Source organism: Mesorhizobium sp. B2-3-6 (genome assembly GCF_006442305.1).
GTDB lineage: Bacteria > Pseudomonadota > Alphaproteobacteria > Rhizobiales > Rhizobiaceae > Mesorhizobium.
The window spans coordinates 317,511-334,350 of record NZ_VFVW01000001.1; the positions used below are offsets into that span (position 1 = coordinate 317,511).

Here is a 16,840-nt window from a genome sequence, read left to right on the forward strand (position 1 = left end):
TCATAATTCAATCATCGCCGAGAGGCAAGACCTCTCGAGTTCGGAGTCACCAGATGAACCGGAATTCAGGAAAGACGGCGATCGTGACCGGCGCCTCCTCCGGCATCGGCCGCGCCAGCGCGGAGGCTTTGGCGCGGGCGGGTTTCACCGTCTTCGGCACCAGCCGCAAAATATCAGGCCAGGGCTCGGACGGGATATCGATGCTGGTTTGTGACGTGACCGATGACGCGTCGGTCGCAGCTCTGGTTTCAGATGTCCTCGCCAGGACCGGCCGGATAGACCTTCTGGTCAACAATGCCGGCGTCGGGCTGCTGGGAGGCGCGGAGGAATCCTCGGTTTCCCAGTCCAAGGCCCTGTTCGATGTCAATCTGTTCGGCGTCATGCGGATGATCAACGCGGTGCTGCCGTCGATGCGGCGGCGCGGCGGGGGGCGCATCGTCAATATCGGCTCGATCCTGGGATTGGTCCCCGCGCCGTACTCGGCCCACTATTCCGCCGTCAAGCACGCGCTCGAAGGCTATTCGGAATCGCTCGACCACGAGGTTCGCGCTTTCAACATCCGGGTTTCGGTCATCGAACCTGCCTTCGTGCGCACCGTGTTCGACCAGAACGGGCTCGAGCCCGATTCCGTCATGAAGGAATACGATCAGGCCCGCGCCGGTATCGACGCATTGCTTCGCGACGTGATGCCGAAAGCAGACCCTCCGGAAGCGGTGGCGAATGTGGTACTCAGGGCCGCCACCGAGAAGCGTCAGCGCCGACGCTACACCGCCGGCAAGACAGCCCGCCTGGTCAGCACGCTGCGGCGGTTCGCGCCCGCCGCGACGTTCGACAAGACCTTGCGCAAGCAGTTCCGCCTGCCTGCCTGAACGGAACGTGCCAAGTCGGTGCCCGCACAAGCAGTTTCGCTGCGCCGAAAGCCCAGCCTGTCCGATATCGGGATTCATTTCAAGAAAGCGAATGTGATGAAAGCCTTTGTCGTCGACAGATATCAGAAGAAGGGCGCCCTGCGGCTTGCAGAGATGCCTGAGCCGGAACCGCGCGACAACGATGTCCTGATCGAGGTCCACGCCGCTGGCGTAAACCTTCTCGATTCCAAACTCCGGGACGGGGAGTTCAAACTCATATTGCCTTACCGCCCGCCATTCATCCTTGGCCATGACGTGGCTGGCATCGTCATTCGCGTCGGGTCGAAAGTACGCAAATTCAAGACCGGCGACGAAGTCTATGCGCGGGCGCGCGACGGACGGATCGGGACATTCGCCGAATTCATCGCCGTCGAAGAAGCCGACGTGGCCTTGAAGCCCGACAGTCTCAGCATGGAGGAGGCGGCCTCCATTCCGCTGGTCGGCCTGACCGCTTGGCAGGTGCTCGTCGACAGGGCAGGGCTGAAGAAAGGGCAGAAGGTGTTCATCCAGGCCGGCTCCGGCGGTGTGGGGACATTCGCCATCCAACTGGCAAAACATCTCGGCGCCACGGTTGCGACGACGGCCAGCGCCGCGAGCGCCGATCTGGTGAGACGTCTCGGAGCCGATGTCGTCATCGACTACAAGAAGGAGGACTTCGAGAAGGTCCTGCATGGCTACGACGTCGTCCTGAACAGCCAGGACCCCAAGACGCTCGAGAAATCCCTGCATGTGCTGAAGCCGGGCGGAAAGCTCATCTCCATCTCCGGTCCACCGGATCCCGAATTTGCCAGGGACAAAGGCCTCAACATTGTCCTGAAACTGGTCCTGCGCCTGCTGAGCCGCGGCATACGCCGCAAGGCCAGACGCGCCGGGGTCGGATATTCGTTCCTGTTCATGTGGGCGCAGGGCGATCAACTGAGCAGGATCACGTCGCTCATCCAATCCGGCGTCATACGCCCTGTCATGGATCAGGTATTCCCATTCGAAAAGACCAACGAGGCGCTGGCCTATGTCGAGACGGGGCGCGCCAAGGGCAAGGTGGTCGTGAAGGTGAGATAGAAGGCGCCGGCGCCGCTCGGCCTGTTGTCAGTCTTGCGCCTTTTAGCCAGGGCGGTCTCAGCCGCTCTCGATCTCCTGGAGATAGAACGCCTTGCTGGGCTGCAAATGGTCGACGCAGAGCTGCGCCAGCACCCAATTGTCCCGGCGCTTCAGCGCCTCGATCATCATCGCGTGGTGCTGGCGCGAGATGTCGAGCTTTTCCCTGTCGGCCAGCGAGTTAGCCCGCACCGGCAGGCTGAGGCGCATGTAATGCTCGATCGAGGCCACCAGATAGGCATTGCCGCAGGCCGAGAACATGGTGAGATGGAAACGATCATTGGCCTCGTGGATGCCGCGCAGGTAGCCGCTCTCGACGTGGCCGTTATAGTTGCGGAGGATCTGCGTCAGCTCTTCGATCAGTGCGTCGCTCGCCGGCAGGCGGATCATCAGCGCCGCCTGGCGCTGCAGCATCTCGCGCACCTCGTAGATCTGCCGCACCTCGTCGGGCGACAGCCGCCGCACCATGGCGCCCTTGTTGCGCTCGCGCGTGACGACGCCTAGCCTTTCGAGCTGATAGAGCGCCTGTCGAATGGTATGGCGCGACACCGGGAAGCGGGCGAGCAGCACGTCCTCGACCAGGCGCGCGCCGGGCGCCAGCCTGCCGAAGATGATGTCTTCCTCCAGCGCGTGGACGATATCGGCTTCCTTGCCGCCATAATCGATCGTGTTGAGCATCGCGCTCCGTCGCGTTTTCGACAGCCTCATGGCGAGGGCCGCTCTTGCCGCCTTGCCATGGCGAAAAAAGAGAACCGGACCGCTTGGCCGGCCGGACCGATTGGCCTTGAGCCCGCCAGCTGCGCCATTACCGCCGACGGTCCCTGCAGCTTGCCGAGCCCCCAGATGGGCCGGGCGAGGGTCGTCGCTGGCCATGCTTTTGTCAAGCGACGCGAGGGACGTCGCCGCCCTGTCAGTTCCTGTCCACCGGCTTTGAGCGCATGCGCGAGACCGTTTCGCGCTCGGCGCGCTTGGAGCGCAGCGGCGGCAGGCCGCGGTCGATCAGGTCCATGTCCTCCAGCACCATGTCGCCCATGCGCTTGAAGGCGATGTCGAGCGCGCCGGCGCGGTGGGCCGAGCGCAGGAAGCCGGGCAAGGCGCGCACCGGGTGGTCCCGCGCCAGCGGCTCCTCGGGGAAGACGTCGCTGGCGGCGAGGATGTGGCCGCCCTTCACCGCCGCCATCAAAGCGGGGAAGTCGACCACGCCTGCGCGGCTGAGCAAGATGAAGGCCGCGCCTTTGCGCATCCTGGCGAAGGCGTCGGCGCCGAGGAAGCCCTGGTTCTCGCTGGTCACCGAGGCGACGACGAAGACGAAGTCGCTGGCGGATAGCACCTCGTCCATCGAGGCCGGCTCGACGCCATTGTCGATCAGGATCGACGGCGGCAGCCAGGGATCGAAGACTTTTGTCCTGGTGCGGAAACCCGACAGCAGCCGGTTCAGCGCGCGGCCGAGATCGCCGAAGCCGATGATGCCGACATCGGCGCCTGACAACAGCCGCGCCGTCCGGTTGCCGTCGCCGCCCCACAATTCCTCGCCCTTGCGGAAGGCAAGGTCGGCATCGACGATGCCGCGGGCGAGGTTGAGCGCCATGGCAAGGCCGAGCTCGGCCACCGGCTCGGCGAAGACCAGGCCCGTTGTGACGACATGGATGCCGCGCGCGAACAGCGTTTCATAGGGCATGTTGTCGATGAGGTTGCTCTCGACATTGAAGACGCAGCGCAGCGCCTTCATCTTCTCCAGCGTCTCGGCCGCGATCGGCGGCTGGCCGACGATGTAGCGGGCCTCGGCCAGCACATCGGCCGGCAGTTTCGCCACGCCGTCCGGCGTCGTCTCGACGATGCGATATTTCTCCTTGAAGCGCGCCAGCTGTGGCGGCGTGAAGATGAGGTCGAGCGTGCGCGGTTCGGGCGCGCTGATGACCAGCGGCAGGGCGCTGTCGGACATGGCGAATTCCTCCCGGCGCGATCGTCTGGCGCCCTTCTGCACGCAATCTATCCCGGATTAAACGACTTACAACTGCATACAGAGGAGGAAAATTTCGCGACAAGAAAGGCGGGATTGCGGCTGGGGCGAGGGGCCGTTCTTCAACAAGGGCCCAAAAAAGGGAAAGGGAATGCGCTTCTGGCGCCGCAACCAACCACCGCTCCATACGTTGATCCATGCCGGACCGATTCCGGCTTACTCCAGAGCCTCACCCCGCCGGCCATGACTGGCGGGGGCTTTTTGCCGGAGGGCCGGATCGACCTTATGCGCAGGCCGTCGTCAGCGCCTGCCGCTCCTTTGCTTCCAGCGCGGCGCGATCGCGGAACCGTCGATGAATTCAAGGCCGCCCGCCTCGTTTAGCGTGTGCAGCTTGCGCCCGCTCCATAGCGCGCCAGGCGTCAAGATGGTCTCGACAACCTGGCTCATGCCGTCCAAATCGAGGTGAACAATGCGTGCGATGCCGAGCGCCGCGCCATAGCTCCTGCGGCAGTCCTGCACGGGGCGCAGCAATTGGCCCTCCCGTTCTACCATGCGGCCCGCCGGTCGCGCCGAGGCGATGTCGATCAGGACGGGGCTTTTGGGGTGCGGCGTCCACGGTCCGCGAAAGTCCGGCGCCGACCACAGATGCAGCGCGTCGGAAAAGGCGCCTCCGCCGTCCCTGACGGTGGCGAACAGCCACCATCGTCCGCCATGCTCGACCAGGGTGGCGTCGCTGGCGACGATGTCTGACAGCAGCGTCGCTTCCTTGACCCAGCCGCCAGGGAAGGCGGTGGCGCGGTAGAGGTCGACCGTGCGGTTGGCGCAGCTCTCCGGCACCATCCAGACTTCGCCGTCGCGCTCGAAGACGAACGGATAGGACAGGTGATAGGGCAGGTCGAGCACCGGTTCCGGGCGGCCGATCGGCCCCGACGGGCCGAACGGCACGGCGGAGATGATGGCCCGGCCCAAACAGTGGATATAGTCCTCGACGAACAGGGTCACCTTGCCCTGATACAGGATCGGGAATGGGTCGGCGTAGAAGCGGCTGCCGTCGTCGGGAAGCACCTGCCAGCCCGTTGCCGGATGCGCCCGCAGGTCGAGCAGGTCCTGCCCCTGCGTTTGCCGCCAGCCGACCTTCCAGTGCGGGGCGTTGTAGCAGAGATGGTAGATCTTCTGGACGACGCGCCGCGCCAGCGCCTTGCCGGCCCTGACGCCAAGCTTGGCGGCGGACGGCATGGCGGGCGCGGCATTGCCGTGCGCCGGCTCCGGCAGGACGGGGAGAGCGTGCCGCGCGGCGCCGGTCATCGCCGCCAGGATCAGGCTCGCGGTGCGCGCCAGCATATCCTGGAACGAGGCAAGCGCGATGCCGCCATATTCGGTGCCCAAGCGGCCTTCGGCGAGGTACGTACCGTTTTCCTCTATACGGCCAATCGGCGTTCGCCCATCGAGGATCAGCGCCAGCAGGGCTGCTTCGCCCGCGGCGCCATCATAGGTCACGCGCCAGACGCGGGTTCCTTCGCGCTGCACGTCGCCGCAGAGGTCGATCACCAGATCGGGCGCTGCCGGCGGCCGCGCTTGATAGGGCGCCAGCGCCGAAAGCGGCAGGCGTTTCGCCAGTCCGTTCGCGGACAGGCCATGGATGGCCGTTTCCAGCTGAAACAGCGCCGCGGCGCTGGGTGGTATGCCGCCCTCGGCCGGCCTGAGATCGACAGAGACCTCGACATGCGCCAGCGCCGCCAGGCGCTCCAGCAGCGTCAGGTGAAAGGCACGCGGGCATTCGCTGTCCAGGCGCAGGCTCACCTGCATGTCGCATCCTCATCGTTGTGATGTTCGGTATTGGGCCGGTGTTTGGACGCGGGAAACGGCCGGACGGATGAAGCTTTGCCCCATTCGATGTCGTTTCCCCGTTGCCCGCGCCGTTCCAACACCCGTGCCTCTCTAGGCAAACTCCGTGCCAAAAATCACAAGAGCTCTCAATATAATTAACAGTGTTTTAACAGTTGGAAGCATAGCTAAGACAAAGCCGCAATTTTATCTTTGCAGGCGCATGGAGTGTTGTCGGAGCGACCCTTGCAATCATCCCTGCTCTCGTTGCCGCAACAATACGCTCCGGAGGCGATGCAATACGCGCCCGGAGCGGTGCCGTCGGCGCCCTCCTACCCGGCCTCGACCGTCGAGCTGGGCGACGTGAAGCGCATACTGGTGCGCCGCCGTTTCCTCATCTTTGCCATCACCGCGCTGCTGACCCTCGGCGCATTGCTCTATGGGCTTATGACGCCGGCGCTCTACAGCTCGGCGGCGGAAATCATCATCGACCCGCAAGACCTGCAGGTGGTCAGCAACGACGTCAATCCGAGCCAGGTGCCGCCCGACGGCGGCATAACCCGTGTGGAAAGCCAGGTCAGCGTCGTCCAGTCGACGGGGGTGCTGCTCAGGGCCATCAAGGCGACCAACCTGACCGAGGATCCTGAATTCAACGGGCAGGGCATGCTGGGACGTTTACTCGGCGGATTGCTGGGTTCGGGGTCAGGCGAAGCCGACAAGACGGCCAAGACGCTCGATGCGTTGCGCGCACGCCTGGCGGTGCGGCGAGCGGACAAGGTGCTGGTCATCGAGGTGATCATCACCACGAAGAATGCCGAGAAGTCGGCGATGCTGGCCAATGCGATCGCGCAGGCCTATCTGGCGGATCAGGCGAGCTCACGCGCGCGGATGGCCAAGGACGCTTCGGACGCCATCGCCGCGCGGCTGGATGAGCAACGCAAGCGCGTCCAGCAGGCCGAGAATGCCGTCGAGGCCTACAGGTCCGCCAACAACATGGTGATGGCGGCGGGCAATCTGGTCAGCGACCAGGAACTGACCGAGCTGAATACGCAGCTTTCGGCAGCGCAAAGCCGTACCGCGGCGCTGAAGGCGCAGGTCGACCAGTTGCGCAGGTCGGGCGGGGCGCCGGACGCGACCTCGGAAGCGATGCGCTCCTCGGTGATTTCGAGCCTCAGGGCGCAGGAGGCGACGCTTGTCGACAAGGTATCGCAGTTCGGCACGGAACTTGGGCCACGCCATCCCTCGATGATCGCGGCGCAGCAGCAGCTGCGCGACACGCGTGCGCTGATCGGGCGAGAGCTCGGCCGCATCGGAGCGGCTGCCGAGACCGACTACGAGCGAGCGCTGGCCAACCAGCAGGCGCTGGAGGCCAAGGTCGCCGGCATGAAGACCAAGTCGCTCGATACGGACCAGGCTTCGGTCAAGCTGCGCGAGTTGCAGCGCGATCTCGAGGCCGTTCGCTCCGTCTATGCCAACTATCTGCAGCGTGTGCAGGAGACGCGCGAGCAGATCAACGTCGACAGCACCAATGCGCGGATCATCTCCAGCGCCATGCCGGCCCTGAAGAAGAGCTGGCCGCCGCTGTCGCTGCTTGTCCTGGGCGCGCTCTTCGGCGGCCTGGGGCTCGGCACCGGCCTGGCGCTGATCGCGGAATATTCCTCGCCCACGGTGCTTTCCAGCGCGCAGATGCAATCGGCCATCGACGCGCCGGTGCTTGGCGTGGTGCCGGCAAAATCGGGCAACACCCGTCGCTGGTGGCCTTTCGGCGGCACGGCCGCCGCGGCGAGCCAGAAGACGGACGCGGTTGTGGGGCTGGCGCTGAGGCGCATGTTCTCGTCGGGCCGGCGCCCGCCGGACTGGCCGCTGGTGCCGTCCATACTGGTGACGTCGCCGCCCGAGGACGCCGCGCATCGCGGCAGGGTGGCGCGCTTGCTGGCCAATGCCGCGGCCGCCCGGGGCGGCCGTATCCTGTTCATCGATACCAATGCCGGCGGCGGCCAGAAAGATCAGCAGCCGGGCGTACTCGACGTGCTGCGCGGCGAATACGGCATCGAGGCGTTGAGCCAGTATACGCCCGGCAGCAATGTCGCGCTTTTGGGCAGGGGCCGGTCAAAGGCCGTCTTCCAGGAAGCGCAGGGCGTCTATTTTGCCCAGCAGATGTTGGCCCAGGCGGGCCGCAACTTCGAACTCGTCGTCATCGATGGCGGCGCGCTGGCCGACAACCTCAATGCCTCGCCGCTGGTAGCGATGGCCGACGAAATCCTGCTCGTCGCCACGCTGAACTCGACGCCGATGCGCGATGTCGCGGCGGCCTCGCAGGCCATTTCCGTCATGGGGCGGTTGCCGACCGGCGCCTTGCTGGTCGACGAGGCGGCCTGACATGGCCGCCGTCCGGCCCGCCAGCCCGGCAGCCGGCTGGGCCGCGCCGGGTCAAGCCGCCGCCGCATCCCGCGCCGGCAATTCCATCGACTGGGTGACCCGCTTCGGCCTGGTCGTCACGGTGGCGGTGCTGTTCGCCGTTTCCGGCGGCATGCTATGGCTGGTGGGCTACAATTACGACGGCCTGCTCGGCAGTCCGGCCACCAAGATCCATCCGTCGACCTATCTCCTGGTGCTGGTGTTTGCCTGGCGTTCATGCACGTTCGGCAATCCGGTCGGCTATATGGCTGCCGTTGCCGACCGGCGGCCGGCCAGCGCGCTGATGGCGGTCATCTCGGTCGTGCTCCTGGTGGTGGTCGTCGTCAGGCATCGCCCGGGCATGGCGGGCATGGTCGATACGTTCGTGACGGCGGCGCTGCTGGTGCTGATGCTGGCCGAGGACGACGACCGGACCTTCGCGCGGCTGCAGACGGTCGTTCACGCGGTGATGTCGGCGAATGCGGTGCTGGCGCTGTTCGAGTTCGCGACCAAGACGCTGGTGTTTCCCTACCGGCTCGACGGCGAGGTGTTCACGGACCTGCGCTCGACCGCGCTTCAGGGCCATCCGCTGGCCAATGCCACGATCACCGCGGTCTATGTGCTGGCGCTGCTCTCCGGCTCACGGTCGCTGTCGATGCCGCTGCGGCTTTCGCTGATCGGCCTGCAAACCGCGGCGCTGGTCGCGTTCGGCGGACGTTCGGCGATGGTGATCACGCTCGCGCTCGGCGGCATCTATCTGCTTTTCAGGGGCGTGGCCTATCTGCGGCATGGACGCGTCAGCCTGCTGGGCGCGGCCCTTGCGGTCCTGCTCGCCACGCTGCTGCCGGTGGCGGTCGCCCTTCTCTTTTCCTACGGCTTCTTCGACGCGCTGCTGGAACGCTTCGTGTCCGACAGCGGCAGCGCCAATGCCCGCGTCGAAATGTTCGACCTCTTCAAGAATCTGGGGCTGGGCGACCTGATCGTGGGGCCTGATATCGATCTGATCGAAAGCATGCGCCGCATCAACGGCCTGGAACAAGGCATCGAGAACCCGATCATACGCATGGTGCTCTATCAGGGCGCTTTCTTTACCCTGCTGATGCTGTTCGGCTTCGTGCTGTTCATGCATGAGGTGGCACGCCGCTGCCATCCCGGCATCTGGCTGCCCATGCTGGGCTGGCTGATCCTGCTCAACACCTCCGAGACCCTCGCCTCCAAGACGACGCTGTTGACCAAATTCGTGGTGCTGGCGCTGGTGCTGTACCGGCCGGCGCGGGCCGTGGCGCGGCAAGAGGCGCAAGCAGTGCGCGCAATTGGAGACGACCGGCGAAGAGCGCAGCCTCTCCGCCGTTAGCGGCTGATCCCCTGTGTTTCGCAAAGACGGATCGCATGTGACATGGGGCTCAGCCATGACGCCGGGAAAGCGCTTCTTAGGACTTTCCACGCCCGAAAGCGGGCACGGTCGTCACCTGCCAATATAGGCAGCCAGTTCGTCGGGCGTCCCGTTTGGGAAGGCCTGTTTTAGAAAGTCCATGAACGCCGACACTCGCGCGCTGAGCAGCCGTCGAGAGGGGTAGAGCGTCCATAGAGCGATCTCGGGGCCGTCGATCTCCCCCCAACTTACCAGTGTGCCGTCAGCCAGGTCGTGGCTGACCAACGAAATGGGAAGATGTGCCGCACCGACGCCGGCCCGCACCGCGTCCCGGACCATGATGAGCGTCGACAAGGCGACGACCGGCTCGATCCTGATCGTTGACCGGCCGCCTTGTGTCTTCACGTGCAATGTCTGCAGATCGCCTGCCCCGCGCGCAACGCCAGGAGCGGCGAGTCCACCGGTCGGGCGAGGAAGGTCGGGGCGAGCCACCACGACCAGGCGATCGCGCAGAAACGCCCGTCCGACCAGGCTTTCGTCGGGATCCGGATTGACCCGGATCACAAGGTCATAGCCTTCCTCGATCATGTCCACGGCCCGGTCCTCGGTCGTGACCTCCAGCCTCACCTCCGGATATTTGAGGGCGAAACCCGCAGCGATCCTTCCCATCGCGGTCTGAGAAAAATGCAAAGGCGCGCTGATCCGCAGCTTCCCCTTCGGTCTCTGACCGCCCGAGGCAATCGCCGAAGCGGTCTCGTCGAGTTCGGCGAGCAACGCTCCCGTCCGCTCGAAGAGCGCCCGTCCTTCTTCGGTGAGCTTGAGGTTACGCGCGCCCCGTTCAAACAGGCGCAGATCAAGACTGCTTTCCAGTTCGCCAACGCGCCGGGACAGGGTTGCCTTGGGCCGGCCGGTGGCCCTTGCCGCTTTGCCGAAGCCGCCATGACGGGCAACGAGATTGAAATCGGCGAGGGCAAGGAGGTCCATGTGTGTTCCACCAGCGAGACGACGTGTCTAAAATTTCCGCCTGTTGGGCTATTAGTGAGCCACACATATTGGAGCTGTCAAGCAATCCAACAGGAGAAATTTCATGACCATTCTCGTTACCGGCGCCACGGGCAATATTGGGCGCCAAGTCGTCGAACATCTCGTCAAGCGCGACGCCGATGTGCGTGCTCTCGTCCGCGATCCGTCGAAAGCCAACTTCCCGGCAGGTGTCTCCGTCGTGCAAGGCGATTTTCTCGATGTCGATTCGCTGCGGAAAGCCATGTCCGGAATCTCCACTCTGTTCCTCTTGAACGCCGTGGTACCGGACGAATTCACCCAAGCTTTGGTCGCGCTCAACGTCGCCCGATCTGCCGGCATCGAGCGGATCGTCTATCTGTCTGTGGTCCACGCTGACGTCTATGTGAACGTACCCCATTTCGCGGGCAAGTTCGGCGTCGAGCGGATGATCGAGGAGATGGACTTCAAGGCTACGATCTTGCGCCCGGCCTACTTCATCCAGAACGATCTGATGATCGAAGACGTCATCACCGGCTACGGCACCTACCCAATGCCGATCGGCGCCAAAGGGCTCGCCATGATCGACGTGCGTGATATCGCCGAGATCGCCGCCCTCGAGCTGCTGCGCCGCGAACAGTCTGCGGAGCCGCTTGTGCTCGACCGGATCAACCTCGTCGGCCCGGAGACACTGACCGGGACGGATATCGCCGCAATCTGGTCAGAGGTGCTTGGCCGCCCGATCAACTACGGCGGCGACAATACCGAAGGCTTCGAGCAAAATCTCAAGCAACTCTTGCCCGCCTGGATGGCCTACGACATGCGCCTGATGGGCGAGCGGTTCTTGACCAACGGGATGCTGCCTGAGGCCGGCGACGTCGAGCGCCTGACTGCCTTGCTCGGACGCCCACTGCGCCCATATCGCGACTTCGCCTCGGCGATCGCTGCCTCCGCTTGACGGAAGCAAGGACAAGCAACGGGGATAGGCCGTCTAGCCCGGCATCTCCAGCCCAAGCGCCTCGATCATCGCCGGGTCCAGGGCGCGCGTGGTGTCGTCCATCATGCCCATGCCGTCGAAGAGGGCCCAGAAGGCCCAGGCAAAGCCGAACGACTCTGCGCTTTGCCTGACGTCGGCGATGTAGCGGGCGCGGTCGGGATCGGGCGCGGCGACATAGCGGGCGTCGGTGCGCAGCGCGCCGAACTCGCCCATGATGATGCGTTCGGGCGCGATGTCATGGCTATCCGCCCAATCGCGCGCCTGGCTAAGGTATTTGTCGATGAACCAGCGGCCGGGCTGGGCGTCAAAATAGACCTTCAGCACGCGCTCGGTTTCCGCGTAGGCGGCTTTCTTGTCCGCTTCGGAGATTTCGGCGTCCTCGGCCATGCGCGCCCGCACCGAAGTCAGCGTCGCCTCGAGCGAACCGGCCGAGGCGGGCCACGGCACGTTGTTGAGCGAACGGTAGACGGGTTCGCTCATCCACGGCGCGCCCTGGTGGCTGAACAGGTAGGGCTCGTAGAAGTGGAAGGTGAACAGGATCGGTTCGAAGGGCGAGAGCGGCGCCGGATCGAGCGCGGTCAGCCCGCTCACCATGGAGCCGCAGCCACCGGTCACGACCAGCGGCAGGGTAACGGACGATGCCCTGGCTTCGGTCAGGAGCGCGAACTGGACCTGCGACCAGACGTTGGACTCGCAGGATTGCTGCGGCTCGTTGACCGGCTCCAGCGCGACCTTGCCCGATGGAAACCGCGCCAGCCGGCCGGCAAGCTCGCCGATCAGCGTCCGATAGAGATCGAAGGCGGGCGCGGCAGTGCTGGAGACCATGCGGTCCGGATTCCAATAGTGGGTCGCGCTATTGGCCTGCACGTTGACGATGATGCCGAGGTCGGCGTCGAGGGCGGCGGTGACGGCCCGATCGAGCATCGCCAGCAAACGGCCGCGCGTGCCGGCATCGCCGGCCAGGAACGGGCCGGGATCGACCGGCAGGCGGATGAAATCGAGACCCGTCGCGCGCAGCCTGCGCAGATCGGCCGCCGTCGGGACCGGCCGCTGCTGGAATGGAGGCCAGTCGTAGTCGGTACGGGGTGCGGGGAATTCGCGCGTCAGCGAAAACCAGGGGAAGGCGTTGACGCCGCGCCGGAAGCGCCATTCGCCGGTGGCGGCCAGGCTGGACGACACGGGAGAAAGCGGCGCGAACAACGCCGCCGTGGACAGCGCCGCTCCGAGAACCCGCCGGCGCGACCACGTCGTCATGCGTGCGAGGGATGGTCGACCGGAACGGCCTCGCCGGCGACGACGCCGAGCAGCCGGAAGGCTTCATTCTCATAGGCCAGCAGCACGTCTTCCCAGCGGAAGGCTTCGCGGGCGCGCGCCCTGGCGGCCTCACCGCAACTCTCGACCAGGGCGTCGTCTTCGATGGCCCGATCGATCCGGCCGGCGCAAGTGCCGGTATCGGTGAAATAGAGGGCGGCGGCGCCCGCGGTCCACCTGTTGTAGGGATTGTCGTGGGCGATCACCATGTTGCCGGCCGCCAGCGCCTCGACCAATGACGGGTTGGTGCCGCCGACCGTGTGGCCATGCGTATAGGCGCGCGCGTGGTACCGCAGCGCCTTCACGGTCGCCTGGTCATAGATGGCCCCGGGCAGGACCACCGAGCCGTTCGCGGCCTTGCGGATGGCGGCGTGATAGGGGATTTCATCCGAGAGCGTTCCAAGCACCACCAGCTTCATGTCGCGCTTTTTGCTGCAAAAGGCCTCGACGATCGGCAGGATGTTGTTGTCGGGCTCGATGCGTGCGATCGAGATCAGGTACTTTCCAGGTTCGAGCCCGAGCGCCCTGACCGGTGCCTCCGGCGCCGTCGTCACCGGATCGCCGCCATAGGGGATGGTGACGATCGCGCTGCGCGGCCGGCGTGTCGCCAAATGATCGGCGATGACAGGATGATCGGCGACGAGGCGATGCGAGGTCCAGGCGCCGATCCATTCGTTGAGCCAGAACCAGCTTCGCGCCGCCAGGCCCCATTTGGGGCGGCGCCATTCGATGCCGTCCATGTTGGTCATGATCTTGCGCCGCATCAGCCTGAGCCAGGTCAGGAAAAGCGCGCCATTGTAACCCAGCACGAGGCACACGCCGGGCCGCCGCACGGCATCGCGCACGCATTGCCAGTCGAATTCCAGCGTCGCGCGCGGACCTTTCGAGGCGACCTGGATGTGGATGAGTTCGATGCCGCGCCAGGTTTCGCTGCGCGCCCTGTGCTCGACACGCTCGACTTCGTCCTGGCAGTAAACGCCGACCCTCCAGCCGCGTCCGGCGAGGAAAAGCGCCAGCTTCTCGGCGAAGGTTTCAAAACCGCCATGGGCCGCGGGTATGCCGCGCGTTCCCAGGATCAGGATGGAGGGCTTTGATGTCATGGCCGACGGGACTTTCCGGAATGTTCATTGCACCAGAACCCACCCTGCGACTTCCAGCCGGGCAAGAGTGGGAGCAACTGTCGCAGAACGTCGTAAAAAATTCTTACCAAACGCCGGAGTTGTTTCATTATCGGTCAACTTTCCGGGCGTATCTGTACCGGAACGAGGCGTTGCCGGGGTTTCCTCGGCCAAACGGCCTGGGAAAGCGGACCGGGCATGATTCTTGCTCCTGGACTTCGGCAGCCATCCGCCTCGCGCGATGCTGGATGGGGTATGAACCTGGCGGGATATTAAGATGCGGATTGCCTGCGTTCATCAGGGCTACGAACTCTATGGCTCCGACCGAAGCTTCGCGGAAAGCGTCGCAGCCCTGCGCGCCGCGTTTCCGTCCGCCGACATCGAAGTCGTGCTACCGCGCAGCGGGCCGATCGTGCAGATCCTCGAACCGCATGCCAGCCGGATCGTCTTCGAGCCGCTCTGGGTGTTGCGGCGCCAAGCCATCCTGCGCCTCGCGACCGTCGAGATGGCGCGCCTGCCGCTGGCCCTATGGCGGGCATGGCGACGTCTGAGGCAATGCGATCTGGTCTATGTCAACACCTCGATCGTGGCCGACTATGCGCTGGCCGCCCGCCTGCTGCCTCACAAGGCTGTCCTGCATATCCACGAGATCCCCGAAGGTTTCATGCGCACGATCCTGGTCGCCTTGATGCGCTGGAGCCATGCCGACCTGATCTTCAATTCACGCGCCACGCGCGCCGCTTTCGGCATTGCCGGACGTTCACGCACGCATGTGGTCTATAATGGCGTTGCCGGCCCGCCTGCGGTCGAGCCGATGCACTATGACGGCAGCCGGCCGTTGCGGGTGCTGCTGCTCGGCCGCATCAACAGGATCAAGGGCCAGGAGGTGCTGCTCGAGGCGGTCGCCTCGATGCCGCCGGAATTGCGCTCGCGCATCGAAGTGCGGCTGGTGGGCGGCGCTTTCGAAAGCACCGAGCGCGAACTGGCCTTGGCCGAGCTGGTGAACACCATGGGATTGGCCGATCGCGTCAGCGTGCTGCCGTTCATACCGGACCCCTCGCAACACTACCACTGGGCCGACATCGTCACCGTTCCGTCGCGGCGCCCGGAATCGCTGGGCCGCGTCGCTATCGAGGCGATGGCCTATGGTCGGCCGCCACTGGTATCGGCGATCGGCGGGCTGGTCGAGGTGGTCAGCGACGGGGAGACCGGCTGGCATGTTCCGCCGAACAACGCCGCCGCCCTTGCCGCGAAATTGCAGGCCATCATCCTGCGGCCCGAGGCCTGGCGCGGTTTTGTTGCTGCCGGCCGCGCGCGCTACGAGACAGTCTTCAGCGAACCGGTCGCAGCGGCCGCGATCGCGGCGATCGCCGCCGACAAGCTGAAAGTGACGATGGCGAGGCCGGGCAGGCCGGCAACCGCCCGCCAGGCCGAGACCCGGCCGTGAAATTCCCGGTCCATCTGGTGCGACGCCTCGTGCTGATGGTCGGCGGCGAGGCGATGCAGAGCGGCTTTCACTTTGCCCTCAACATCGCGCTGCTGCACATGCTGTCGGCGCAAGGTTACGGTCTCTTCGCCATCGGCATGGTGATGGGCGGCGTCGGCCTGTCGTACATCCGATCGCTCACCGCCGTCCCCGCCTCGATATGGATGGGCAAGAGCACCAACAGCGCCGGCGTCGATGCCCATGACGTGGCCTTCGGAACAGCGGCGCTTGTGGTGTCGCTGCTGATGGCGGGCAGCACGGCGATCCTGATGCATCTCCTGGGCGATCCGAGCGGCATCGCCGCCGGCTGCTTCGTCGGCGCATGGTCGCTGCGCAGCCACATGCGCACGGCACTGTTCGCTCGGCGCCAGCAGGTGATCGTCTCCATCAGCGACGCCGCTTTCACGATTACCGGCATCATCCTGACCGGACTGACCATGTGGTTGGCGAAGGACGCGCTGCAAACCGTGTTTTATGCGCTTGCGGCCGCAAATCTGCTCGGCATCGTCGTCCTGGTTCGGCTGGCGCGCCGCACACCTCGCATCAGCTTCCGCATGCCGACGCGCCGCCGCTATACAAGGCTCTGGCCGCAGCTGCGCTGGTCGGCGTTCAGCGCGACCACCACAAACATCCAGGGTCAATGCCTGGCCCTGCTGGTCGCGGGCATTGCCGGACCCGCCGCTTACGCGCCGCTGGCGGCGGTCCTCGTGCTGTTTGCTCCACTGCGCATCATCAGCCTTGCTCTCTTCAACATGACGCAGCCGGAGCTGGCGAAGCTGATGCGTAACAACGAAACAAGCCGTGTCTGGGCGCAAGCGAAGATCTGGTCGCTGGTCATGGGGATCGGTGGCCTCGTCTATGGATGTGCCATCCTATTCGTCCTGCCGATGATAAAATCCCAGGCCCTCCAGGATGCCTCGGTCGGATTCATCGGACTTTTCGTGATCGCGAATTTCATTCCGGTCATGCTTTATGTCATGCCTCGCATCATCCTTGAGGTCCTCGGTGATTTCCGGACCGTCGCGTTCATCACGACCGGTGGCGCAATAATCGGGCTGACGCTGATCGCAATCCTGCTGGCAATCGCGCCTCCGCCGTGGTCGCTGTTGGGTTCCGCGGTCTCCGAAATCTTCGTCCTTGCGGCGTCATGGTATTTCGCACGTCACCGCATATGGAACATCGAGCACCCGGACCAGCAGCGCGACAGCTGGTTGGGCGGGTGGCGGCGGTCGGCCCCGTTCGCCCCGGTAAAACGGTAGCAGAGACCGGTGGCAGGCGAGGCAGTGAGGGTGTAACGGACGCACGCGGCGGGAAGGCCCCGTTTGTCGTCGGCGTGGTCTCACGAATGGCCCCGACGTGGCACGACCGATCGG

The 16,840-nt window shown here is 65.0% G+C and carries 13 protein-coding genes; 7 read left to right on the forward strand and 6 right to left on the reverse strand.

The genetic code is table 11. The annotated features are described in order from the left end of the window. The first annotated feature begins 53 nt into the window (after positions 1-53). Both FJ953_RS01535 and FJ953_RS01540 read left to right on the forward strand, forming a co-directional pair. Positions 54-869 carry an oxidoreductase gene (locus FJ953_RS01535; protein ID WP_140499093.1) on the forward strand — a complete coding sequence of 272 codons (816 nt, stop codon included), beginning with the start codon at positions 54-56 and terminating at the stop codon, positions 867-869. A 96-nt stretch (positions 870-965) separates the two neighbouring features. Next, complete coding sequence (locus FJ953_RS01540) at positions 966-1,967, forward strand: NADP-dependent oxidoreductase (RefSeq protein ID WP_140499092.1); 1,002 nt, start codon at positions 966-968, stop codon at positions 1,965-1,967. A 57-nt stretch (positions 1,968-2,024) separates the two neighbouring features. On the opposite strand, the gene FJ953_RS01545 is transcribed toward FJ953_RS01540, so the two are convergent. The 3 genes from FJ953_RS01545 to FJ953_RS01555 all read right to left on the reverse strand — a co-directional run bounded on the left by FJ953_RS01545 (position 2,025) and on the right by FJ953_RS01555 (position 5,769). Continuing rightward, the gene (locus FJ953_RS01545; RefSeq protein ID WP_140559837.1) at positions 2,025-2,681 is read right to left on the reverse strand and encodes a GntR family transcriptional regulator; all 657 of its coding nucleotides are present in this window, start codon (positions 2,679-2,681) and stop codon (positions 2,025-2,027) included. 232 nt (positions 2,682-2,913) lie between these two features. Next, entirely contained in the window at positions 2,914-3,945 is a 1,032-nt protein-coding gene (locus FJ953_RS01550) for a hydroxyacid dehydrogenase (protein WP_140622886.1), read from the reverse strand. Between the two features lie 318 nt (positions 3,946-4,263). Further along, complete coding sequence (locus tag FJ953_RS01555) at positions 4,264-5,769, reverse strand: formyl transferase (RefSeq protein ID WP_140622888.1); 1,506 nt, start codon at positions 5,767-5,769, stop codon at positions 4,264-4,266. Positions 5,770-6,033: 264 nt separating this feature from the next. Here FJ953_RS01555 and FJ953_RS01560 point away from each other — a divergent pair, with 264 nt between their 5' ends. Next, positions 6,034-8,166 carry an exopolysaccharide transport family protein gene (locus FJ953_RS01560; protein ID WP_140559834.1) on the forward strand — a complete coding sequence of 711 codons (2,133 nt, stop codon included), beginning with the start codon at positions 6,034-6,036 and terminating at the stop codon, positions 8,164-8,166. Position 8,167: 1 nt separating this feature from the next. Then, entirely contained in the window at positions 8,168-9,538 is a 1,371-nt protein-coding gene (locus tag FJ953_RS01565; protein ID WP_210239746.1) for a VpsF family polysaccharide biosynthesis protein, read from the forward strand. 111 nt (positions 9,539-9,649) lie between these two features. Here FJ953_RS01565 and FJ953_RS01570 read toward each other — a convergent pair whose 3' ends face one another. Continuing rightward, positions 9,650-10,540, reverse strand: a complete 891-nt coding sequence (locus FJ953_RS01570) for a LysR family transcriptional regulator (RefSeq protein WP_140565381.1) — start codon at positions 10,538-10,540, stop codon at positions 9,650-9,652. A gap of 103 nt (positions 10,541-10,643) precedes the next feature. Between FJ953_RS01570 and FJ953_RS01575 the strand changes: the two genes are divergently transcribed. Beyond that, a complete protein-coding gene (locus tag FJ953_RS01575) occupies positions 10,644-11,513 on the forward strand; it encodes an NmrA/HSCARG family protein (RefSeq protein ID WP_140565377.1) in 870 nt (289 codons plus the stop codon). A gap of 33 nt (positions 11,514-11,546) precedes the next feature. On the opposite strand, the gene FJ953_RS01580 is transcribed toward FJ953_RS01575, so the two are convergent. Together FJ953_RS01580 and FJ953_RS01585 are read right to left on the reverse strand one after the other, a co-directional pair. Then, positions 11,547-12,806 carry a cellulase family glycosylhydrolase gene (locus FJ953_RS01580; protein ID WP_140622890.1) on the reverse strand — a complete coding sequence of 420 codons (1,260 nt, stop codon included), beginning with the start codon at positions 12,804-12,806 and terminating at the stop codon, positions 11,547-11,549. After that, complete coding sequence (locus tag FJ953_RS01585; protein WP_140622892.1) at positions 12,803-13,963, reverse strand: DUF1972 domain-containing protein; 1,161 nt, start codon at positions 13,961-13,963, stop codon at positions 12,803-12,805. Before FJ953_RS01585 ends, FJ953_RS01580 begins: the two co-directional genes overlap by 4 nt. A gap of 295 nt (positions 13,964-14,258) precedes the next feature. On the opposite strand from FJ953_RS01585, the gene FJ953_RS01590 reads away from it, so the two are divergent. Next, a complete protein-coding gene (locus tag FJ953_RS01590) occupies positions 14,259-15,428 on the forward strand; it encodes a glycosyltransferase family 4 protein (protein WP_140622894.1) in 1,170 nt (389 codons plus the stop codon). Next, complete coding sequence (locus tag FJ953_RS01595) at positions 15,425-16,726, forward strand: hypothetical protein (protein WP_181174995.1); 1,302 nt, start codon at positions 15,425-15,427, stop codon at positions 16,724-16,726. The genes FJ953_RS01590 and FJ953_RS01595 overlap by 4 nt, the downstream gene beginning before the upstream one ends. Positions 16,727-16,840 lie beyond the last annotated feature (114 nt).